The 21,019-nt window shown below is 70.3% G+C and carries 18 protein-coding genes; 10 read left to right on the top strand and 8 right to left on the bottom strand.

From position 1 onward, the window contains the following. Nucleotides 1-127: 127 nt before the first annotated feature. From IEW34_RS19965 to IEW34_RS19955, 3 genes are all read left to right on the top strand, one after another. Nucleotides 128-1,729 carry a fatty acid--CoA ligase gene (locus IEW34_RS19965; RefSeq protein ID WP_188610977.1) on the top strand — a complete coding sequence of 534 codons (1,602 nt, stop codon included), beginning with the start codon at nucleotides 128-130 and terminating at the stop codon, nucleotides 1,727-1,729. Between the two features lie 79 nt (nucleotides 1,730-1,808). Continuing rightward, nucleotides 1,809-2,912: an NADH:flavin oxidoreductase/NADH oxidase gene (locus IEW34_RS19960; RefSeq protein ID WP_188610976.1), complete on the top strand. Its 1,104-nt coding sequence runs from the start codon at nucleotides 1,809-1,811 to the stop codon at nucleotides 2,910-2,912. Nucleotides 2,913-2,969: 57 nt separating this feature from the next. Beyond that, complete coding sequence (locus IEW34_RS19955) at nucleotides 2,970-3,800, top strand: PaaI family thioesterase (protein ID WP_188610975.1); 831 nt, start codon at nucleotides 2,970-2,972, stop codon at nucleotides 3,798-3,800. Nucleotides 3,801-4,066: 266 nt separating this feature from the next. Here IEW34_RS19955 and IEW34_RS19950 read toward each other — a convergent pair whose 3' ends face one another. The 3 genes from IEW34_RS19950 to IEW34_RS19940 form a co-directional block, all read right to left on the bottom strand. Continuing rightward, nucleotides 4,067-4,900, bottom strand: a complete 834-nt coding sequence (locus tag IEW34_RS19950; RefSeq protein WP_188610974.1) for an SDR family NAD(P)-dependent oxidoreductase — start codon at nucleotides 4,898-4,900, stop codon at nucleotides 4,067-4,069. A gap of 8 nt (nucleotides 4,901-4,908) precedes the next feature. Then, on the bottom strand, nucleotides 4,909-6,054 hold the full coding sequence (locus IEW34_RS19945; RefSeq protein WP_188610973.1) for an ABC transporter substrate-binding protein: 1,146 nt from the start codon (nucleotides 6,052-6,054) through the stop codon (nucleotides 4,909-4,911). Nucleotides 6,055-6,405: 351 nt separating this feature from the next. Further along, on the bottom strand, nucleotides 6,406-7,254 hold the full coding sequence (locus IEW34_RS19940) for an SDR family NAD(P)-dependent oxidoreductase (protein ID WP_188610972.1): 849 nt from the start codon (nucleotides 7,252-7,254) through the stop codon (nucleotides 6,406-6,408). 277 nt (nucleotides 7,255-7,531) lie between these two features. On the opposite strand from IEW34_RS19940, the gene IEW34_RS19935 reads away from it, so the two are divergent. Further along, the gene (locus tag IEW34_RS19935) at nucleotides 7,532-8,695 is read left to right on the top strand and encodes an LLM class flavin-dependent oxidoreductase (RefSeq protein WP_244642102.1); all 1,164 of its coding nucleotides are present in this window, start codon (nucleotides 7,532-7,534) and stop codon (nucleotides 8,693-8,695) included. Between the two features lie 207 nt (nucleotides 8,696-8,902). On the opposite strand, the gene IEW34_RS19930 is transcribed toward IEW34_RS19935, so the two are convergent. Next, nucleotides 8,903-9,790 (bottom strand): MBL fold metallo-hydrolase, encoded by an 888-nt coding sequence (locus IEW34_RS19930; protein ID WP_188610971.1) that lies wholly within the window; start codon nucleotides 9,788-9,790, stop codon nucleotides 8,903-8,905. 13 nt (nucleotides 9,791-9,803) lie between these two features. Continuing rightward, entirely contained in the window at nucleotides 9,804-10,679 is an 876-nt protein-coding gene (locus IEW34_RS19925) for a succinate--CoA ligase subunit alpha (protein WP_188610970.1), read from the bottom strand. A gap of 339 nt (nucleotides 10,680-11,018) precedes the next feature. Between IEW34_RS19925 and IEW34_RS19920 the strand changes: the two genes are divergently transcribed. The 4 genes from IEW34_RS19920 to IEW34_RS19905 are packed head-to-tail and all read left to right on the top strand — an operon-like array spanning nucleotide 11,019 to nucleotide 14,748. Then, the gene (locus tag IEW34_RS19920; protein ID WP_188610969.1) at nucleotides 11,019-12,278 is read left to right on the top strand and encodes an acetyl-CoA hydrolase/transferase family protein; all 1,260 of its coding nucleotides are present in this window, start codon (nucleotides 11,019-11,021) and stop codon (nucleotides 12,276-12,278) included. Between the two features lie 29 nt (nucleotides 12,279-12,307). Beyond that, nucleotides 12,308-13,162 (top strand): HpcH/HpaI aldolase/citrate lyase family protein, encoded by an 855-nt coding sequence (locus tag IEW34_RS19915; protein ID WP_188610968.1) that lies wholly within the window; start codon nucleotides 12,308-12,310, stop codon nucleotides 13,160-13,162. Between the two features lie 22 nt (nucleotides 13,163-13,184). Beyond that, nucleotides 13,185-14,396, top strand: coding sequence for a CaiB/BaiF CoA transferase family protein (locus tag IEW34_RS19910; protein ID WP_188610967.1), 1,212 nt, complete (start codon nucleotides 13,185-13,187; stop codon nucleotides 14,394-14,396). A 34-nt stretch (nucleotides 14,397-14,430) separates the two neighbouring features. Further along, entirely contained in the window at nucleotides 14,431-14,748 is a 318-nt protein-coding gene (locus tag IEW34_RS19905; protein WP_188610966.1) for a hypothetical protein, read from the top strand. Nucleotides 14,749-14,784: 36 nt separating this feature from the next. Here IEW34_RS19905 and IEW34_RS19900 read toward each other — a convergent pair whose 3' ends face one another. Genes IEW34_RS19900 through IEW34_RS19890 form a run of 3 tightly spaced genes read right to left on the bottom strand, consistent with a single transcriptional unit; the run spans nucleotide 14,785 to nucleotide 17,997 of the window. Further along, on the bottom strand, nucleotides 14,785-15,939 hold the full coding sequence (locus tag IEW34_RS19900; RefSeq protein WP_188610965.1) for an ATP-grasp domain-containing protein: 1,155 nt from the start codon (nucleotides 15,937-15,939) through the stop codon (nucleotides 14,785-14,787). Nucleotides 15,940-15,951: 12 nt separating this feature from the next. Beyond that, nucleotides 15,952-16,719 (bottom strand): SDR family NAD(P)-dependent oxidoreductase, encoded by a 768-nt coding sequence (locus tag IEW34_RS19895; RefSeq protein WP_188610964.1) that lies wholly within the window; start codon nucleotides 16,717-16,719, stop codon nucleotides 15,952-15,954. Nucleotides 16,720-16,755: 36 nt separating this feature from the next. Then, complete coding sequence (locus IEW34_RS19890) at nucleotides 16,756-17,997, bottom strand: CaiB/BaiF CoA transferase family protein (RefSeq protein ID WP_188610963.1); 1,242 nt, start codon at nucleotides 17,995-17,997, stop codon at nucleotides 16,756-16,758. Between the two features lie 251 nt (nucleotides 17,998-18,248). Here IEW34_RS19890 and IEW34_RS19885 point away from each other — a divergent pair, with 251 nt between their 5' ends. Further along, complete coding sequence (locus IEW34_RS19885; RefSeq protein WP_244642101.1) at nucleotides 18,249-19,439, top strand: acyl-CoA dehydrogenase family protein; 1,191 nt, start codon at nucleotides 18,249-18,251, stop codon at nucleotides 19,437-19,439. A 54-nt stretch (nucleotides 19,440-19,493) separates the two neighbouring features. Further along, nucleotides 19,494-20,753, top strand: coding sequence for an ABC transporter substrate-binding protein (locus IEW34_RS19880; protein WP_188610962.1), 1,260 nt, complete (start codon nucleotides 19,494-19,496; stop codon nucleotides 20,751-20,753). Nucleotides 20,754-21,019: the final 266 nt, after the last annotated feature.

Below are 21,019 nucleotides of genomic sequence, written 5' to 3'. Positions count from 1 at the left end.
CTTGTATCTAGAGCACTTCCCACCGGCATACACGCGATCGTTGCCGGTGAACGGTTCATCTAAGCAGGTGTTTGGCCACGACATGCGCGCGCGCATAGCGGGTCCGTGGCGTTCGTCTTGGGAGGACATGACGGTGAACGACGTCAACAGCGGCGCGGGAGCTACCGCGCGCCTTGCCGTGGCGGTCGGCGACCTGGCGCGCGTGCATGCGCGGGCCACGCCCGACAGGCCGGCGATGGTCTTCGAGGAGCGGGTGACCAGCTATGCGGCGCTGGATCGGCGCACCAACCAGGTGGCCAACGGCCTGCTGGCGGCCGGTATCCGCGACCAGGCGCGCATCGCCGTCCTCGCCAAGAACAGCGACCGCTTCTACGACGTCTACTTCGGCGCAGCGAAGGCGAACAACGTCATCGTCCCCGTGAACTGGCGCCTGGCACCGCCCGAGATCGCCTTCATCATCAACCATTCGCAGGCCAAGGCGCTCGTCATCGGCGCCGAATACCTGCCGCTGCTGGACGAGATCGGCACCGAGCTGACCGGGCTCGAGCTGATCCTCGCCGTCGGCGCGGACGGCACGCGGCATGTGGAGTTCGACGCCTGGCAGGCGGGGCAGCCCCACGCCGACCCCGGCCTCGCCCACGACGCCGACATGACGGTGATGCAGCTCTACACGTCAGGCACCACCGGCCTTCCGAAGGGCGTGGAGCTCACCAACGGCAACGTCGTCAGCGCGCTCGCCGCCGGCCTGTCCGGAGCGCTGGGGCCGTGGGGGCCCGAGGAGGTGGTGCTGATCCCGCTGCCCCTCTTCCACGTCGGCGGCGCCCACTTCGGCACCAACGCCTTCTATCACGGCGGCTGCAACGTCATCCTGCGCGAGACCAGCGCCGACCTGATCCTCGAAGCCTTCCGGCGCCATCCCATCACGCGCGCCGGCTTCGTGCCCTCGGTGCTGCTGCTCTGCCTGCAGCATCCCGACTGCCCGGCCACCGACTTCGGCCCGCTGCACACCATCACCTACGGCGGCTCGCCCATCCCCTTCGACCTGCTGCGGCAAGCCATCGACGTGTTCAAATGCGGCTTCGTGCACATGTACGGAATGACCGAGAGCACCTCGTTGGCGACCGTGCTGAAGCCCGAGGAGCACGACCTGGACAACCTGACCCGGCTGCGCTCGGTCGGCCGCGCGGTGCCGGGGCTCGCGGTGCAGATCGTCGACGCCAACGGCGCTGAAGTCGCGCCCGGCCAGGTCGGCGAGATCATCGTTCGCGGGCCATGCGTCACCAAGGGCTACTGGCGCCAGCCCGACGCCACCGCCCATACGATCCGGGCCGGCTGGCTGCACACGGGTGACGCCGGCTATGCCGACGAGGACGGCTATCTCTACGTCTACGACCGCGTGAAGGACATGATCGTCTCGGGTGGCGAGAACGTCTATCCGGCCGAGGTGGAGAGCGCGATCTTCGGCCATCCCGCCGTGGCCGACGTTGCGGTGATCGGCGTTCCCGACGCGCGCTGGGGAGAGGCGGTGAAGGCGGTGGTGGTGCTGGCCCCTGGCGCCGACACCAGCGCCGATGCCATCATCGATTTCGCGCGCGCCCGCATCGCCGGCTTCAAGTGCCCCAAGTCGGTCGATTTCGTCGACGCGCTGCCGCGCAACCCCTCCGGCAAGATCCTGAAGCGGCTGCTGCGCGAGCCCTACTGGGCGGGTTACGAACGCCAGGTGAACTGATCGGGACTGCCGTCGCGACGCCAGCCCATTGCCCGCGTTGGACCGCTCCAGCCGCGGCGCACGCCGTAACAGGAGAGACATGACGGATATCCCGCTGCTGTTCCAGCCCCTGCAACTGCGCTCGGTGTTGGCCAAGAACCGGATCGCGGTGTCGCCCATGTGCCAGTATTCGGCCCGGGATGGCGTCGGCGACGACTGGCACGTGCAGCATCTGGGCGCGCGGGCGGCCGGCGGCGCCGGCATCGTCTTCGTGGAGGCGACGCACGTCTCGGCGGTCGGTCGCATCACCCACGGTTGCCTCGGCCTCTGGAATTGCGCGCAGCAGGCGCTGCTGGGCCGCATCGCCCACCTCATCACGCGCTGCGGCGCCGTGCCGGCCATCCAGGTCGCCCATGCGGGGCGCAAGGCCAGCTGCGAGATCCCGTGGCTCGGCAGCGGGCCGATCCGCCGCGAGGGCCCGCCGATCCCGGTGGACCGGGGCGGCTGGCAGCCCGTGGCTCCGAGCGCGCTGCCCTACGACGAAGACGGTTGCCCGCCGCACCCCCTGTCGGCGGACGAGATCCGCCAGGTGGTCGACCAGTTCGCGACGACGGCGCGCCTTGCCCGCGAAGCCGGCTTCAAGGTGCTGGAGGTGCACGCCGCGCACGGCTATCTCCTGCATTCCTTCATCTCACCCCTCTCCAACAAGCGCGCCGATGCCTACGGCGGCTCGCGCGCGCACCGCTGGCGGGCGCTGATGGAGGTGCTGGACGCCGTCCGGGCCGAGTGGCCAGCGGAGCTGCCGCTGTTCGTGCGCCTCTCCTGCACGGACTACGTGGAAGGCGGCGTGATGCTCGCCGATTCAGTCGAGCTCGCCCGCGCCCTCGCAACCCGCGGCGACGTCGACCTGATCGATTGCTCGAGCGGCGGCGGCAGCCCGCACCAGAGGCTGCCGCCCCTCTACCCCGGCTATCAGGCGGATTTCGCCCGACGCATCCGCGCCGAAGCCGGCATCGCGACCGGCGCCGTCGGGCTGATCCAGGGTCCGGAGCTGGCCAATGCGCTGATCTCGGGCGGTGCGGCCGACCTCGTGCTGGTGGGACGTGCCATCCTCGCCGATCCGGCCTGGCCGCTGCGCGCCGCCAAGGCGCTGGGGGTGGAGGCGGAGCGGGCGCGGCCCTATCAACGGGCCATCGTGACATGAGGCTGGCGGCGCGGCGTGGCCGCGGCGGCCGGCATCTGGGGGCGGAGCACTGAAGGCATGACGCACGAGGACAAGCTGAAGATCATGCGGTCGGCGGCCTATGCCCGCGCCCTTGGGCTGGAGTTCGGCTCTTGGGGCGACGGACGGGCGGAGCTGCGCCTGCCACTGCATGCCCGCATCGGCGCCGACGCGGACGGCGCGCGGATCGACCAGCGGGCGCTCATCGGGCTGCTCGACGACCTCTCGGGCTATGCCGTCGCCTCGACCATCGCGCCCGAGATGGGCATGTCGACCGTGTGCCTGCACATCGACTTCGTCCAGCCCGTGCCGCCGGGTGACATCGTCGGCGCGACGCGCTGCGAGGGTGCCTTCAACGACATCGTCCTCGTTCACGGCACCGCCACGAGCCCGGCGGCCGGGCTCGTCGCCACGTCGACGGCCTGGTTTCACGCCGGCGCCTACCCGGGCCAGTCCGCCTCGGCGGTCATGGGCGAGGCCCGGGAGCGCACCCGCCAGGCCGACGCCTGGCCGGACGGCTCCTACGGCGCCCTGCTGGGCGCCCGCCGGGACGGCGACGCCTGGGTGGTGGCGCCGACACCGCATCTGCTGGGTGGCAACGACAACCCGGCGGTGCACGGCGGCGCCGTCGGCGCCCTGCTCGCCACCGCCTGCCATGCCCGGCTCGCCGACGAGGGACGCGGCGACATGCACATGGCGAGCCTGTCAATCCGCTATCTGCGCGCCGTCCGGTCCGAGCTGCGGGCCACCGCCAGCGTCAGCCGCATCGGCGGGCGCATCGCCTTCATCGACGCGGCGATCCGCGCCGACGACGGCAGCGCTCTGATCGCCACCGCCCAATCGCTCTGGGCCCGCCAGCCGACGCGATAGGACGACTGGGCCTTCGGCGTCAGCGATTGTTCTGAAAGCGCGTCACAAAGCGGAACCACCCCCCCTGAATCCCTCCCCACAAGGCGGAGGGAAGAGGCTCGCTTTGCAACCGTTAGAGAGTTGGCGAGGCGGCCTGCCGAACGGCCTCCCCCTTGTGGGGAGGCCGTCCCGTGCAGAGCGCAACGAAGCGGAAGGGACTGGTGGGGGGTGGGCTCCAACCGCCGCGACGCCGGTCGGATCAGCCGCTACGCTGAAGAGCCTGCCGCTCAGGTGCGGACGTGGTCCTGGCGGTCGAACCCCGGCCGCGGGATCAGGCCGAGCCATGACCGGCCGACGGCGCCATCGACGAGCAGTTCCTGGCCGCTGACATAGGCGGCCTGGTCGCTGGCCAGGAACAGCGCCGCGGCGGCGATGTCGGCGGGGGTGCCGATGCGCCGCAGCGGCACCATGGCCGTACGACGGGCCAGGAGTTCGGCATCCCGGTAGAAGGGCTCGCTCAGCGGCGTGCGGATCATCGCCGGGCTGACGACGTTACTGCGCACGCCGTGCTCGCCGAGCTCCACCGCCAGCTGCTGCGACAGCATCATCACGCCGGCCTTGCTGACGCTGTAGGCGCCGCTGAAGGATTGCGGGAGGTGCCCGGCGATCGACGCGACATGCACCATGGATCCGCGCCCGCGCTCGGTCATGTGGCGGCCGAAGTGCTGAGCGCAGAGCAGGTAGCCCGTCAGGTTCACGGCCAGCAGCGCGTTCCAGTCGGCGAACGAGACCGTCGCGATCGGACCGGCGCGCAGGATCGCGGCATTGTTGACCAGGACGTCACACGGTCCCGCCTCGGCACGGCAGGCCTGCGCCGCCCGGGCGACGCTCGCGGGATCGGCGACATCGCAGGCCAGCGCCACGGCGGCCGCCGCGGCCGGCAGCTCGGCCGCCACTTCGCGGCAGGCCCTCTCGTCCCGGTCCAGCACGACGACCCGCGCGCCCGCGGCCGCGAAGTGCGCGGCGAGGAGGCGGCCGATTCCGCCGCCCGCCCCGGTGATGACGCAGACACGTCCGGCGAGCCCGAGCCAGGCCGGATCCATTGCGGGATTCTCTGCCATCGTCATCCCTACCGGACCTCTTGGAAGCGGCCGTCTCTGACCTGCATCAGCACGAGCGCATTCTTGTCGAGGCCGCGGTGGTCCTCGGGCGTCACCTCGCGGCAACCATCGGCGCCGCACATCTTCACCCGCTCGATCGCGCCTCGCAGCGCCTCGCGCGTGACCGGGCCGTCGATGGCCTTCAGGGCCGCATCGAGGACGATCTTGGAGTCGAGCGCATGGCCCGACGTCTGATCCGGCGGGACGCCCCAGCGCTCGCGATAGGCCTTGTCGAAGCTGGCCAAAGGCGCCTTGCGCGGATCGCTGTCGGGCAGCACCTCCGGCGCCACGATGGGCAGGGCCGCGACATAGACGCCCTCCGCGGCGGCCCCGGTCTGCGCGATGAACGAGAGCGACGCATTGGCGTAGCTCACATAGAACGGCAGCTTCAGCCCGATCTCCTGGGCGTTGCGCAGCACGATGGTCGGCGCCGGGTTGGCGGACCAGATGATCACCGCATCCGGCTTTTTCTCGCGCACGCGCAGGAGCTGTGGCGTCATGTTGGTGTCCTGCGGGCTGAAGCTTTCGACGGCGACGAGATCGATACCGAAGGCCGCGGCCCGCTCCTGCACGATGCCGCCGCCGGATTGGCCGAAGCCATCGGTCGAGTAGATCACGGCAGCCGTCTTGGCGCCGCGGCCGCGCAGATGGTCGAGAATGCTCTCGACCACCAGGCGATCGGTCGGCGACAGGGCGAAGACGTAGGGGGTCACCGGCTTGGTGATCGGCTCGGCGCCGCCATAGGTGATGTTGGGCACCTTGAGCTGGTTGGCGACGGGCACCACCGCCAGCGATTCGCCGCTCGTCGAGGGGCCGAGGACGACATCGACCTCGTCATTGTCGACCAGCCGTCGATAGAACTGCACCGCCTTCGTTGAATTGCCCTCGGTGTCATAGACGGAGAGCTTGACCTTGCGGCCGGCGAGCCCCTCCTTGGCCAGGCTGTCGAAGATCAGCTTCAGGCCCTTCTCCGCCGGGCCGCCGTAGCTCGAAGCCGGTCCGCTGATGGCAAGAATGGCGCCGACGCGCAGGACGTCTTCGGCGGACGCCGCGGGGGCGGCGGCGAGGGATGCTATGGCTGCCGCGCCGAGCAGCAGCCGGTGGAACGACGTCATCGAAATCCTCCTGGGTGTTCCTCGTTGTTATTGGCGGCCGCGAAGAGGCCTCGCCGGCCGCGATCGACGGCTGCGCCGCGCAGTGGTTCGGCCGGGCCGTCGGCTCAGGTGCGATCGCGACCGAAGACCGGCGCCAAACGGCGCAAATTCGCGCCATCCGCTCAGAGATATGCGCTCCAGAATCAGAGACTTGAGATTCAAAGTCCTGGAGTATTTCTCTCCGATGAGTCCATCTGATCGGGAAACGCCCTAGAGCATTTCCGCGTTTCTTCGAATCGCGAAAATGCTCTATCTATTTGTTTTATCGCATTTTCTTCATGCGAACCGGCGTCCACTTCGCTCGAAAACGCTCTAGGCGCCGGCCGCCGACGCGGGCTTGCCGTAGACGCCGCGCTCGAGCAGCGCCCGCGAGCCGAGGTCGGCACCGTTCCAGTTGGTGAAGAAGCCCGCCGTCAGGCCGCCGTCGACCGGCAGCACGGCGCCGGTGATGTAGGCGGCTGCGTCCGACAGCAGGAACAGGCCGGCGCCGGCCTGATCGTCGGGGGTCGACAACCGGCCGAGCGGCACCCGGCCGAGCACCGCCGTCTCGATATGCTCGGCCGGCATGCTCGCCCGGAGCAGCGGCGTATCGACCACGCCCGGCGCCAATCCGTTGACCCGGATGTTGTGCCGGCCCCACTCGATGGCGAGCGACTTGGTCAGCCCGGCGACGCCGTGCTTGGAGGCGCTGTAGTGGGAGCGGGCGGCATGGCCGCCGAACGCGTCGATCGACGCGATCAGCACCACGGCGCCGCGACGGCGCTCGACCATGCGCCGGCCGATCGGACGGATCGATTTGTAGAGGCCGGTCAGGTTGATATCGATGACGAGAGACCACTCGTCGTCGGTCATGTCCGTGGCGAGGGCCGGGCGGGAGGTGCCGGCCGAGGCGACGACGCCGTCGATCGGGCCCAGCTGCTCCTCGATGCGGGCCGTGGCGGCCTCGGCCGCGGCTCCGTCGCGTACGTCGAACACCTCCGCCACGGCGCGCCCGCCCAGCCGTTCGATCTCCTCCGCCGTCTGGTGCGCGGCGTCGTGCGACGCGTCGATGACGGCGACCCGCGCGCCGGCCTTGGCCGCGGCCAGGCCGTGAGCGCGGCCGATGCCGGACGCTCCGCCGGTGACGACGATCACGCGGTCTCGCAGTCCAAAATCGATCATGAACCAAGCCTCCGAGCTGCCCCACCCGCCCGCCGCTCTCCGGCGGCGATCTGCCGATGACTGTAGTGCTATATTTAGTTTTTCACAAGCCACGGATATGGGGTATCCTGGCCTCGGTCGGCGCTTGCCGCGCCGAGTTGTATCATTGACAGAACCTTAGGTGTTCAGCTCTATGCGCTCCGACGCAGCCGGCCCGCGAGCCGAGATTGCCGGGCAGCGCACGGGCTCGACCGTGAAGCCTGCGGAGCAGCATCAGCGTCGGAGCAAGGAGGAACGTATGTCGACCATCCCGCTGAAGCACGGTGTTTTCCTGGCGCCCTACCATCCGATCGAGGAAGGTCCGACCACCTGGATGCGACGCGACCTCGAGCTGTGCCAGATCCTGGATGACCTCGGCTTCGACGAAGTCTGGGTCGGCGAGCATCATTCCGGCGGCTACGAGATGATCTCGTCGCCCGAACTGTTCATCGCCGCCGCAGCCGAGATGACCAAGCGTATTCACTTCGGCACGGGCGTGATCACCCTGCCCTATCACAACCCCCTGATGACGGCGAACCGGATCGCCCAGCTCGACCATCAGACGCGCGGCCGCGTGTCGTTCGGCGTCGGTCCGGGGCTCCTGATGATGGACGCGCTGATGATGGGCCTCGATCCCAACAAGACGCGGGACATGATGCTCGAGGCCTTGGAGGTGATCCTGCGCCTGCTGCGCGGCGAGGAGGTCAGCGCCAAGGGCTCGTGGTACGAACTGGTGAAGGCGCGCGCGCACCTGCTGCCCTACAGCCAGCCCCTGCCCGAGTTCGCCGTCGCCAGCGCCGGCACGCCCTCCGGCGGCCGCGCCGCCGGCAAGCTCGGGCTGTCGATGCTGTGCGTCGCCGCCTCGCAGATCGGCGCCTTCGACGTGCTCGACACCAATTGGAAGATCGCCTGCGAGACCGCCGAGCAGCACGGCCACGCCATGGACCCGTCGAAGCTGCGGCTGGTGGCGCCGGTGCACATCGCCGAGACCCGCGCCAAGGCACGCGAGAACGTGCGTCACGGCTTGGAACGCTGGGCCAAGTACTACGAGATGGTGGCGCCGAACCCGTTCCCCAGCGACGGCCGCGACATCGCCGACGTGCTCATCGATTCCGGACGCGCCGTCATCGGCTCGCCGGACGATGCGATCGCGATGATCGAGCGCCTGCGCAAGAAGCAAGGCCGGTTCGGCGTCTTCCTGGCGCAGCACGTCGATTGGGCCGACTGGGACCAGACGCGCAAGTGCTACGAGCTCTACGCCCGCTACGTGATGCCGCACTTCTCGAACGCCAACGCCAACCGGCTGGCGACCTACGCGGCCATGCGCGAGCGCAACGCGGAGCTGCTCAAGCTGCGCGCCGACGCCTCCGAACAGGCCTTCGCCAAGCACGAGAAGGAGCTCGGCCGCTCGGTACGGGCCTGAGCCAGCGACCGGCGATCAGCGCCTCCGGCTTCGATGCCCGAGGCGCTGGGCCATCCATTGACCGATTGCGAGGCCCGCCACACGAGGGCGGGCCGGCTCGTCGTTTCGCTGGCGCTGCGCGCGGGCAGCGTCGGGCAGCCGCGGCGTGAGAGGCGGACGTCCTGCCCCGTCCCGATGCGGGCGTGGCCGCCGGACGCGTGGCAGCGCTCAGGCCGCCCAGACGAGCCGTGCGGCGGCGCCCGCCCGCACCAGCCGGCAGGCGGTCGGGGCCGGTGAATGGCCGGTCAGGATGATCGTGTCGCTGTCCGCATAAGTCGCGATCAGGCGGCGCACCGTCGCCTCGCCGAGACCAGGGTCGGTATCCGGCCGCGAGCGCCAGCCGGGATGGGCGAACTGGATCGCGTGGTGCACCGCGTCCGCGGTGAAGAAGGCGTGGCGCCCGCCCGAGCGGATGTGGACGCCCACCTGGTGAAGCGTATGACCGGGCAGTTCTTCGAGCCGGATCTCGAGGTCGGGGCCGCGCTCGAGCACGTGATCGGACGGCACCAGCTGCGCGCGCCCCGCCCGAACCAGCGGCTCGACGCATTCGAGGAACGACGCCTTGGCCTGCGGCGTGCCGGCGCCGCGGGCATGCACATCGCGCCACCAGCAATACTCCGCCTCGTTGAACACATAAGTGGCGTTGGGGAAGGTGGGCACGAAGCCCGCGCCGTCCTGCCGCACGTTCCAGCCCACATGGTCCACATGCAGATGGCTGCACACCACCATGTCGACCTCCTCCGGCGCCACGGTCGCGCGCAAGCGCTCGATATACGACGTCTCCAGCATGTGGAAGAACGGCACCGACGGGCGCTGGCGCCGGTTGCCGGTGCAGGTGTCGATCAGGATCGTGCGCTGCGGGGTGCGCAGCAGATACGACTGCACGACCAGCTTCAGCTGGCCGGTATCGCGGTCGACGAGGCGCGGGCCGAGCGCCTCGTAGTTGGCCACCACGTCCGCCGCACCGGCCTGATGCAACAGCCATTCCGGCTCGAAGGCAATGTCCATCTCGACCACGTTGTCGATCCGGACGGCGCCGATGCGCAGCGTCTCCATGCATCACACTCCTTCAGCCGGCCGCGGGCACGAGCTCGCGCAGCCGCTCGACGATGGCGTAGGGCGAGGTGGCGACGATGGCGCCCGCCTCGGCGAGCGCCGCGGCCTTGGCCGCCGCCGTCTCGCGGTCGGCACCCACCAGGGCGCCCGCATGGCCCATGCGCTTGCCGGGTGGAGCGCTGCGCCCGACGATGAAGGCGATGACCGGCTTGCGACGTGCGGCGATCAGATCGAGCAGCGCGTATTCCTTCGCGCCGCCGATCTCACCGCAGTAGACGAGAATGTCGGTGTCGGGGTCGTCCAGGTAGAGCTTCGCCCATTCGTGCGGATTGCGGCCGGCCAGCATGTCGCCGCCGATGTGGGTGACGGTGCTCTGCCCGAGGCCGTGCGCGCTCATGATCCGCGCCACGGTCATCGTCAGCGTGCCGCTGCGGCCGACGAGCCCGATGCGGCCGGGCGCCGTGAAGCCCTGGGGGATCGATCCCAGGATCGCCTGTCCCGGCGTCGCCATGCCCGCCGTATTGGGCCCGACGACCCACATCCCGGCCTCGCGCGCATAGGCCAGGGCCTTGAGGGAATCGTGCAGCGGTACGAACTCGGCGGCGGCCAGCGCCAACCCGATGCCGGCATCGGCGCATTCCGCGATGGCCGCGCCGCAGCCAATCGCCGGCGTGTAGATCACGGCGGTATCCGCACCGGTGGCAGCCACGGCTTCGGCGACGGTATCGAACAGCGGAACCCCGTCGAGCGCGCCGCCGCCGCGCCCGGCCGAGACCCCGGCCACCACCCGGGTGCCACCGCCCCGCATCGCGTCCAGTTGCGCCCGCCCATACGGTCCGGTCGCCGACAGCGTCACCACCCTCGCCGAAGCCCGAAGCAGCACGGCCATGCGACCTCCCCGGGCTCGTCATTGGTCGGATCGGCCCCTCCCGATGGGCTATCACGGCGCGAGTTCGGCAACAACCGTGTATGATGCATATTAGGCTAACATCCTATGATCAGGGTTCAAGACGAACGCGACATGCCCGCCCATGTGGCAGCCGGCTGCCAGCTCGAAGCGACGATATCGAAGCTGAATCCTAAGCGGATTCAGGGGTCGGCACGGCGCCGCCGATGCATGTCGCCGATCGCGAGTTGACCGGCAATAAAGTCCTATATATGGGAAAATAACTTATTCCCTGGAACCGCGCCGGCGCATCGTCGCGCCACCATGCGGGAGAGGCGCCCTATGAGCAGGACCGCTGCCAGCAAATGGCGCTCGGCCGCCGATGCCGTGGATGCCATCGCGTCAGGCATGACCGTGGGCCTCGGCCACGTCGGCGCCGAACCGACGGCGCTGACGGCCGCCCTGTGGGAGCGCGGCCGGGACCTGCGCGACGTCACGTTGCTGTCGGGGATGATGCTCACCGGCTATCCATTCCTCAAGCCGGAGACCGGCGATGGCTTCCGGCTCAAGACCTGGTTCATGCCGGGCACGCTGCTCAGCGCCGAGGCGCGCGAGGTGGAGGCGGAGTATCTGCCTCTGAACTGGACCCAGACGGCCCGCTTCCTGCTCTCCGCCGGCACCGACGTGGCGCTCGTCCAGGTCAGCGAAGCGGACGCCGCCGGCTACCACAGCCTCGGCATCTCGACCGGACAGCACCGGCCGATGATCCGGGGCTCGAAGCTGGTGATCGCCGAGGTCAATCCGGCGATGCCACGCACCTGTGGGGATTCGCTGATCCATGAATCGGAGCTCGACATCCTGGTGCGGGCGGAGCACCCGCTGATCGCCTTCCCGCACCGCGACGGCGACCCGATCGACCGTGCCATCGGCCTCAAGGCAGCCGAGCTGATCGGCGACGGCACGACGATCCAGTTCGGCATCGGCACCATCCCCGGCGCCATGCTCGACGGTCTCCTCGCGCTCGGGCGCTGCAACCTGCGCATCCTGTCGCAGATCAGCGACCCGGCGCGGGCGCTGATCGAAGCGGGCGCCTGCGTCGCCGACGGCCCCAAGGCCATCGTCGGCGAGGTCATCGGCAGCCACGCGCTCTACGAGTGGGCGCGCGACAATGCCGACCTGGCCATGGCCGACGCCCTGTCGACGCACGCCATCGCCGGCTTCGCCACGCGCGAGCGCTTCGTCTCGGTCAACTCGGCGCTGGAGATCGATCTCTACGGCCAGGTCAACTCGGAGACCCTCGACGGCCGCCAGGTCGGCGCCATCGGCGGCAGCATCGACTTCGCCATCGGTGCTCAGCTCGATGGCAATCTGTCGATCATCGCCCTGCGCTCGGCCACCAAGCGCGGCGAAGCCCGCATCGTGCCGGTGCTGAAGCCCGGGCCGGTGACGGTGCCGCGCAGCCTCGTGCAGGTGGTGGTGACCGAGCACGGCGTCGCCGACCTGCGCAACCGGACCATGAAGGAGCGGGCGCAGGCGCTCGCCGCCATCGCCCATCCCGACCACCGCGAAGACCTGGCGCGCCACGCCGCCGCGATCCGCTAGAGCGCAAAGACTAAGAGCAGGGAGCCCCCATGGATCAGGACAACGATCTCGGCCCGGCGCTGCTGTTCTGCCCCGGCGACCGACCGGAGCGCTTCGCCAAGGCTGCGGCCACGGCCGACCAGGCGGTGCTCGACCTGGAGGACGGCGTCTTGCCGGACGGCAAGGACGCCGCCCGCGCCGCCGTCGTCGCCTACCTCGCCGAGGCCGGCGCCCGGGCGATCGTCCGGATCAACCATCCGGCGACACCGCGCGGGCGCGCCGATGCCGCTGCAATCGTCGCCGCCGGCGGCCGCACGCTGCTGTTGCCCAAGACGCAGTCCCGCATGGAGGTCGACGACATCCTCGCCCTCCGCGCCGGCGCCGATCGCCTGCGCGTCGTCGTCACCGTCGAGACCGCCCTCGGCGTGCGCGCGCTGCCCGAGATCCTGGGGCAGCCCGGCGTCACCGCGGTGAGCTGGGGCCCCTACGATCTGGCCGCCGACATGGGGCTGCGCAGCGCGCGCGACGGCGCCGGCCAGTTGCTATCGCCACTCGCCCATGCCCGGGACCAGATCCTGCTCGCCGCCGCGGCGGCGCGCACGACGGTGCTCGACACGGTGACCGCCGAGCTTCGCGATCCCGCCATCCTGGCCCGCGATGCAGAGGTCGCGGCCCTGTTCGGCATGCGCGGCAAGTTCGCCATTCACCCGGCGCAGGTCGACGTGATCCGGCGCGCCTTCCGGCCGAGCGCGGCGGAGGTGGAGCGCTGCCGCCGCCTGCTCGCCGCCGTCCCCGCCCATGGCGCCTTCCTGTTCGAGGGCGATATGATCGACGAGCCGATGCTGCGGCGCGCCAGGCGCACGCTCGCGCTGGCCGAACGGGCGGATGCGACCGCCCACGCATGAACAGCACCTGGAGGCTGGCCCCATGAGCACGACGACCGATTCCGACGCGAGCGGCGGCATCGCCTGCCGGGGGCTGCGGGTCATCGACACCTCGCGCGTGCTCGCCGGCCCCTTCTGCGGCACCATCCTCGCCGATCTGGGAGCCGACGTGATCCGCGTCGAGCACCCCGTGCAGATGGACGAGGTGCGCAGCTGGTCGCCCGTCGTCGACGGCGTCGCCGCCGCCTTCATTGCCGTCAACCACAGCAAGCGCGGCATCGCCATCGACCTGGCGCAGAAGGAGGGACAGGAGATCTTCCGCCGGCTGCTCGCCACCGCCGACGTGCTGATCGACAACTACCGGCCCGGAACCCTGGAGCGCTTCGGCTTCGGCCGCGGCGTCATCGAGGCGCTCAACCCCAGGCTCGTCCACTGCGCCATCCGGGCCTTTCCCACCGGCACCAGCGCCGAGGCGCTGCCCGGCTACGAAGCCTCGATCCAGGCCTACAGCGGCATCATGGCCATGACCGGCGAGCCCGACGGCGAGCCGGTACGCTGCGGCCCGAGCGTCGTCGACATGAGTACCGGCCTGGTGGCGACGATCGCCATCCTGGCCGCCCTGCGCGAGCGCGACGTCACCGGCCGGGGCGGCCGTGTCGAGCCGGCGCTGCTGCGCACCGCCACCAACCTGATGGGCTTTCAGCTCGCCTCCTATGCACATGGCGGCGTGCCGCCGCGGCGCCAGGGCAGCGGCCATGCCTCGCTCGTGCCCTACGGTACCTTCCACACGGCCGACGGCCCCGTGCTGCTGGCCGCCAGCAACGACCGGCTGTGGGCCCGCCTGTGGGACGTGCTGGAGCCGGACGCCGGCGCCGAGCGGCCCTACCCCACCCTGGCCGAGCGGGCGGCGGCCCGGGCGGCGGTGAACCAGCTCGTCGCCGCCAAGGTGGCCGGCTGGTCGCGCGACGCCCTGCTCGCGGCACTGATCGCGGCCGGCGTTCCGGCCGCCCCGGTGCAGACGCTGCCCGAATACATGGCCGACCCCACGCTCGAGCATGCCGGCGTGCTCGAGCGGATCGCGCTGCCGCGGGCCCGCGACATCCAGATCGCCGGCCGCCTGTTCGGCGCCGATGCACCGCTCCGCCCGCGCCGGCCGCCGCCGGAGCTGGGCGAACACACGATGCAGATCCTCGCCGATCTGGGCTACGGCGCGGACGAGCGGGAACGGCTCGAGCGCGCCGGCGTGGTGAGCTGACCGCCGGGGCCAGAGGACAGGAGAGGACGACGCCGTGATTCTCGACATCACCGAGGGGCATCTGGAGCTGCGCGAGCACGAGAACCTGCGGGCCTTCAAGGTGTGCGTGCGGGGGCAGCGCCTGGGGCTCGCGGACGTGCGCCAGGCGCTGGCGGGGCGCGTCGGCTTCCCCGACGAGGCGACCGCATGGGTTGCCGAGCAGACCCTGCGGCAATGGCCGACACTGAAGGACAGCGCCGCATGGCAGCAGGCCCTGACGGCCATGATCGAGAAGGCGCGACCGCATGGCTGGGTCGACCCGGCCACCGGGGCGATCAAGGCGCACGTGGAATGGCCCGACGGCGAGCCCTGAACGGCGCCGCGGTCCGCGCCGGCGCCAGACGCCCCGTCAGGCGCGGCCCTCGATCTGCCGCTTCAGCGCCGCGACCAGCTCCGATGGCTCGCCGACACAGTCGTAGCCGAGCTCGGCGAAGGCCGCCTTGGCCTGCGCCACGCTCATCTCGCGCAGGGCCGGGCCGGTCGCGGCGAAGCCGACGACGACCGGCTTGGCCGGCCGCCGCCGTTTGATCGTCTCGATCAGGCTGACGACGGCCGGCTGAAGCGAGGTGGCCGATAGCGTGAAGAACGCGCCGATCGCCTCGACCCGCGGATCCGCCGCGCGGTCGAACACCAGCTCGGCCATGCGCGTGAAGGCCGTCATGCCGCTGCCGCCGACGGTGTCGCAGAAGTTCGCGGCAGCCAGCCCGCTGTCGGCCAGCAGATCGACCAACGCCATGCCGAGCCCGGCGCCCCCCGACATCAGCGCCACGTTGCCCGGCAGCTCGACGAAGGTGACGCCGGCCGTCTCGGCCTGCGCCTCCAGCGCCGTGAGGCCCGCATGGCGCAGGCGATACGACGGCAGCGCCCGCCAGTACGGGTGCCGCACGGCGGCGGCGGCATCGACCGCCATCTTGCAGTCGAGCGCGACCACGTCGCCCGCGGCCGTCGCCACGAGCGGATTGATCTCGAGGAGCTCGGCATCCTCGGCCTGGAACACCCGGTAGCTGTCGGCGGCGAAGCGAGCGATGGCGCCGAGCATGCGGCCGGTGACGCCGGCGTCGCGCAGGAAGGCGACGAAGTGGTGCGGCAAGGGCGCGCGCAGCGGGCTCACCGGCAGCTGGCGCAGGCTTGCGGCGTGGCTCTCGATCTCGACGCCGCCGTCGAGAGAGAACATCAGCACCGGCCGTTGCGCCACGTCGTCGATGCGCCAGGCCAGATAGTATTCGTGGGCGATGGCGACCCGATCCTCCAGGAGTACGAGCGGCTCCTCGCCGCGCGCCCGCAATTGGCCGCGGATCGCATCGACGCGCCCCGGCGCGTCGTCCGCCTCGACCAGTTGCACGAGGCCCGCCTTGCCGCGCCCGCCCGTCAGGACCTGCGCTTTGGCCACGGCCGGCGCCGCCGTGACGACGGCGTCGCCGGGGCCGAGCAACCGTGCGCGCCCCGGCACCGGAAGCCCGGCCCGCCGCAGCAGCTCCTTGCCGTCAGCCTCGATCAGGCGCATGGCCGCCTCCCTTCATGCGGCGGTGTAACCGCCATCGATCGTGTAGGCGGCGCCCGTCACGTAGGCGGCGCGGTCGGAGCACAGCCAGACCACCAGCTCGGCGATCTCCTCGGCGGTGCCGAGGCGGCCGAGCGGCGTGCGCTGCTCCAGATGGCCGCGCCGCCGCTCCAGGCTCGCCTGGATCAGCGGCGTCTCGATGTAGCCCGGGCAGACGGCGTTGATGCGGATCGCGGCGGCGCCGTACTCGATGGCCGCCGCCTTGGTCAGCCCCACGACGCCATGCTTGCTGGCGGTGTAGGCGGCCGCCGTCGGCAGGCCGACGACGCCGCCGACGGAGGCGACGTTGACGATGGCGCCGCCGGTCGCCTGCATGGCGGCGATCTCGTGCGTCATGCCCAGCCAGACGCCGGTGAGGTTGACGGCGATGATGCGGTCCCAGGCCGCGCGCGGGATCTCGGCCGTGCGCTTGCCGGCGCTGCCGGTCTCGGCACCGCCGATCCCGGCATTGTTGACGGCGCCGTCCAGGCGGCCGAACCGGCGCACCGCCGTCTCCACCATGGCCGCCACGTCGTCTTCACGCGCCACGTCGGCAACGACGTCGATGGCCTCGCCGCCGGCGGCGCGCACCGCCTCGGCGACCGCGGCCGCACCGGCCGCGCTGCGGTCGGCCGCGATCACCCGGGCGCCCTCCCGGGCCAGCGCCAGCACCGTGGCGCGGCCGATGCCGGACGCCGCTCCCGTGACCAGCACGGCCTTGTCGCGGCAGATGCCCTCGCCCATTGCGCCTGCTCCTTCCCGCTCGCGCGCCTGCCCCGATCAGACAGGGCCGCGGACGCGGGCCGTGCCCGCTTCGCCGGCCCGCGCCTCGACCGCCCCGGCCGCGCGCAAGGCGGCGATCGTGTCGGCGCCGTAGCCGAGCTCGGCCAGGATCGCCTCCGTGTGCTCGCCCAGGAGCGGTGGCGCCGATCCGAAGTCGCGCGGCTGGCCGTCGAACACGATCGGCATGCCGACGGTCTGAATCGGCCCCACCACCGGATGCTCGACGGCGCCGATGATGCCGCGCGCGATCGTGTGCTCGTGGCGCAGCACGTCCTCCAGACTGTTCACCGGCGCGCAGGGGACGCCCATGGCGTCGAGCTTGGCCAGCAGATCGTCGGCGCGCCAAGCACCGACGATGTCCTGCACGATGCCGACTGTCTCGTCGCGGCGCACGACACGGCTGGCGTTGGTGGCGAAGCGCGGGTCCTCGGCGAGCTCGTCGCGGCCGAATGCGCGGCAGAAGTTCTGCCACAGCTTGTCGTTGGCGACGCCGATCAGCACCGGCTTGTCGGCACAGTCGAAGGCCTGATAGGGCACGATGCCGGCGTGCCGCGAGCCGATGCGGGTGGGCAGCGCGCCGTTGGCCCAGTACGCCTGCAGCAGATAGCCGACGAAGGCGACGGCGGTCTCGAACAGCGAGACCTCGACGTAGGCCCCTTCCCCGGTCTGGCCGCGCCGCATCAGCGCCGCCAGGATGCCGACCACCGCATGGTGCCCGGTGGTCTGATCGATCGGCGAGAAGGGCACGCGCACCGGGCTGGCGCCCTCCTCCCCGGTGAGACCCATGATGCCGCTGAAGGCCTGCAGGATCATGTCGTAGCCGCGCGCCTCGCGCAGCGGTCCGGTGCGGCCGAAGCCGGAGATCGTGCAGTAGACCAGCCGCGGATTGCGCGCCTTGAGCGATGCGTAGTCGATGCCGAGCCGCTCGGCCACGCCGGTGGCGCTGCTCTCGATGACCACGTCGCTCTCCTCGACGAGCCGCCGGGCGATCTCGAGGCCCTCCGGCCGCTTCAGATCGAGGGCGATGCTGCGCTTACTGCGGTTGGCGCAGAGGAAGGCGGTGCTGGTGCCATTCTGGAAGGGCGGCCAGGCGCGGCTGTCGTCGCCCGTGCCGCACGATTCGATCTTGATGACGTCGGCGCCGAGGTCCGCGAGCGTCTGGGCGCAGAGCGGACCGGCGAGAACCCGGCTGAAGTCCAGTACGCGCGTGCCGGCCAGGGGCTTCATGGCGCCGATCATGTCCTCATCCTCATTGAAGCAACGGCGGAGGCTCCGCCGGACGCGCCACGCGGCACGCCCTCCCTGCGCTTACCAGCCCGCGCCCCTTGGCTCAAGAGTTTACTTCTATGCCCTACTTTGGGCTTAGTAAGCCGTACGCCCCTTCAAGCTTGGACAAAATCGCACGTGGCATGATGACAACTGATCTGTAATTCCGTTATTAGTCATAGTAGGGTTGCGCGTCCGTGATCATGGCGGCGGGAGAGAAGCACGTGAGCGATTTCAGTTGGCTGCCGTCAGGCGTGGAGCTCACCCCGGAGCGTCGGCAGATCTGCGAAGCCGTCAAGGCGCTGTGCGACCGCTTCGACGACGCTTACTGGCTCGATCTGGACAATCGTCACGCCTTTCCGCACGAGTTCCACGCGGCCATGGCACGCGACGGCTGGCTCGGCATCACGATGCCGGAGCAATACGGCGGCGCCGGCCTCGGGGTGACGGAGGCGGCCCTGCTGATGCAGACGGTCGCCAATTCGGCCGGCGCCATCGCCGCCTGCTCGACCTTCCACATCAACCTCTTCGGCCCGCACCCGGTGCTGCTCTACGGCACCGAGGAGCAGAAGCGGCGCATCATTCCGCCGCTCGTGCGTGGCGAGGACAAGGTGGCCTTCGGCGTCACGGAGCCCGACGCCGGCCTCGACACCACCAGCATCACCACGCGCGCGGTCAAGGACGGCAACCGCTACATCGTCAACGGCCAGAAGGTGTGGACGACGACGGCGCAGCAGGCCAACAAGATCCTGCTGCTGACGCGGACGACGCCGCGCGAGAGATGCGCCAAGCGCACCGACGGCCTCACCCTGTTCTACACCGACCTCGACCGGCGCTATGTCGAGGTGCGCGAGATCGACAAGCTGGGACGCGCCGCCGTCAACTCCAACGCCACCTTCTACGAGAACCTGCCGGTGCCGGAGGAAGACCGCATCGGCGCCGAGGGCGACGGCTTCCGCCTGCTGCTCGACAGCCTCAACCCCGAGCGCATCCTGGTCGCGGCCGAATGCGTCGGCGTCGGCCGCCGCGCCCTCGCCAAAGCCGCGGCCTATGCCAGCGAGCGCGTCGTCTTCGGCCGGCCGATCGGCCAGAACCAGAGCATCCAGCATCCGCTGGCGCAGAGCTGGATGGCGCTCGAGGCAGCCGACCTGATGGTCTGGAAGGCCGCGTCGCTCTACGATTCCAAGCAGCCCTGCGGCGCCCAGGCCAATGCGGCGAAGTTCCTGGCGGCGGACGCCGCCTTCGATGCCTGCGACCGCGCCGTACGCACCCATGGCGGCTTCGGCTACGCCAAGGAATACCACGTCGAGCGCTACCTGCGCGAAATCATGTTGCCGCGCATCGCGCCGGTCAGCCGCGAGATGATCATGTGCTTCATCGCCGAGCGCGTGCTCGGCCTGCCCAAATCCTACTGAAGCCGCAGCTCAACCGAATCCGGCGCAACCGGATCGGCCAGGGAAGGAACACCCATGCAGGTCATTCGCCGCCTGAAGCGCCTTGCGGACGGGTGGAAGCGCCCGATCGCAAGCGACGCGGTTCAGATCGAAGACGATCGAGCATTCCTCGGCAATTCCATGATGCTCGTCCAAGTGCGCCATGCGGCGGGCGTCGCCGCTGCCGCGGCGCTGCTGCTCGCGCTGCCGGCCCAGGCCGAGGAGGAGCCGATCAAGATCGGGGCGGTGCTGGCGCTGACCGGGCCTGCCGGCGTGTACGGCGCCCCGGCGGCGCAGGGCCTGCGCGTCGCGCTGGACGACCTGCCGGGCAAGCTGGTCGCCGGCCGGCCCTACAAGCTGACGATCTACGACAGCGAGGGCAACTCCACCAAGGCCGTGCAGCTGTTCCGGCGGCTCGTGGACAGCAACGGTGTCGACGTGATCGTCGGCCCCTCCACCAGCGGTGAATCCCTCTCCGTCGTGCCGGTGGCCAACCAGCTCAAGGTGTCGATGCTCTCGGGCGGGGGCTCGGAGAAGATCACCAACCCGGTCACCCCTTACGCCTTCGCGCTGGCGCCGACCGACCGGCTGATGGTGGAGTTCCTGCTCGGCGTGCTGAAGAAGCGGGGGTTGAACCGCGTCGCGCTGATCTTCTCGATGGACGGCTTCGGCCAGTCCGGCGGCACCATCGTCCAGGAGCTCGCCGCGGCCGCGGGCATCGAGCTGGTCGCGACCGAGACCTTCAGTCCCCAGGACACCAGCATGACGCCGCAGCTCATCCGCATCCGCGAGAAGAACCCGGACGCCGTCATCGCCTGGGCGCCCAATCCGGGCCCGAGCATCCTGCTCAAGAACGCGGCCGAGATCGGCTACAAGGTGCCGGTCTTCCTCAGCACCGCCAACGCGCTGGCGTCGTTCACCAAGCAGACGGGCCCGGCGGCCGAGGGGGTCTATGCCTCGGCCCTGCCGATCATCAATCCGGCAAGCCTGCCGGACAGCGATCCGCGCAAGGCGCCGTCGGTCAAGTTCGCCGATGCCTACCAGGCGCGCTACGGCGTGCCACCCGACCAGACCTCCGGCCTGACGCTCGATGCGGTGCTGATCATCGAGGCCGCGGCCAAGGCCATTACCGGCCCGATCACGCCCGACAAGCTCAGGGCCGCCATCGAGACCGTCCGCATCTGCGGCGCCGACGGCTGCCGTGTCGGCACGCCGAGCGATCACCGCGGCCTGACCAAGGACTCGCTCGTCCTGATGCAGGTGCAGAACGGGCAATGGACGACCGTGCAGCCCTGAGGAAAGCCCCAGGGGCTCCTCCCTCGCTGGCGCGCGACGCGCTAAGATCTGTAGACCGATCTATAGATCTATAATCGGCCGACCGCTCAGAGAGAGCATCCGTGTGTGCCATCTCTCGCACGGGCCAGCCCGTCGCCTCGATTGACCTATGCCTATTAATAGAACTAAATGCCAGCAGCCCCCGACGGGCCATCGGCTGGCAAGGGAGGAGCTGAACAATGTCCCGATGTGCCGATATCAGGCTTGCTCCGCTCGCGGCGGCCGCC

Source organism: Chelatococcus reniformis (assembly GCF_014640075.1).
Classification (GTDB): domain Bacteria; phylum Pseudomonadota; class Alphaproteobacteria; order Rhizobiales; family Beijerinckiaceae; genus Camelimonas; species Camelimonas reniformis.
Note: the sequence above shows the minus strand (reverse complement) of the source record. Positions and strands in the feature narration are given on the sequence as shown.

Excerpts from the sequence above, each read along its gene's own strand:
- IEW34_RS19965 (WP_188610977.1), top strand. The coding sequence starts at position 128 with ATGACGGTGAACGACGTCAACAGCGGCGCGGGAGCTACCGCGCGCCTT.
- IEW34_RS19960 (WP_188610976.1), top strand. The coding sequence starts at position 1,809 with ATGACGGATATCCCGCTGCTGTTCCAGCCCCTGCAACTGCGCTCGGTG.
- IEW34_RS19955 (WP_188610975.1), top strand. The coding sequence starts at position 2,970 with ATGACGCACGAGGACAAGCTGAAGATCATGCGGTCGGCGGCCTATGCC.
- IEW34_RS19950 (WP_188610974.1), bottom strand. The coding sequence starts at position 4,900 with ATGGCAGAGAATCCCGCAATGGATCCGGCCTGGCTCGGGCTCGCCGGA.
- IEW34_RS19945 (WP_188610973.1), bottom strand. The coding sequence starts at position 6,054 with ATGACGTCGTTCCACCGGCTGCTGCTCGGCGCGGCAGCCATAGCATCC.
- IEW34_RS19940 (WP_188610972.1), bottom strand. The coding sequence starts at position 7,254 with ATGATCGATTTTGGACTGCGAGACCGCGTGATCGTCGTCACCGGCGGA.
- IEW34_RS19935 (WP_244642102.1), top strand. The coding sequence starts at position 7,532 with ATGTCGACCATCCCGCTGAAGCACGGTGTTTTCCTGGCGCCCTACCAT.
- IEW34_RS19930 (WP_188610971.1), bottom strand. The coding sequence starts at position 9,790 with ATGGAGACGCTGCGCATCGGCGCCGTCCGGATCGACAACGTGGTCGAG.
- IEW34_RS19925 (WP_188610970.1), bottom strand. The coding sequence starts at position 10,679 with ATGGCCGTGCTGCTTCGGGCTTCGGCGAGGGTGGTGACGCTGTCGGCG.
- IEW34_RS19920 (WP_188610969.1), top strand. The coding sequence starts at position 11,019 with ATGAGCAGGACCGCTGCCAGCAAATGGCGCTCGGCCGCCGATGCCGTG.
- IEW34_RS19915 (WP_188610968.1), top strand. The coding sequence starts at position 12,308 with ATGGATCAGGACAACGATCTCGGCCCGGCGCTGCTGTTCTGCCCCGGC.
- IEW34_RS19910 (WP_188610967.1), top strand. The coding sequence starts at position 13,185 with ATGAGCACGACGACCGATTCCGACGCGAGCGGCGGCATCGCCTGCCGG.
- IEW34_RS19900 (WP_188610965.1), bottom strand. The coding sequence starts at position 15,939 with ATGCGCCTGATCGAGGCTGACGGCAAGGAGCTGCTGCGGCGGGCCGGG.
- IEW34_RS19895 (WP_188610964.1), bottom strand. The coding sequence starts at position 16,719 with ATGGGCGAGGGCATCTGCCGCGACAAGGCCGTGCTGGTCACGGGAGCG.
- IEW34_RS19890 (WP_188610963.1), bottom strand. The coding sequence starts at position 17,997 with ATGATCGGCGCCATGAAGCCCCTGGCCGGCACGCGCGTACTGGACTTC.
- IEW34_RS19880 (WP_188610962.1), top strand. The coding sequence starts at position 19,494 with ATGCAGGTCATTCGCCGCCTGAAGCGCCTTGCGGACGGGTGGAAGCGC.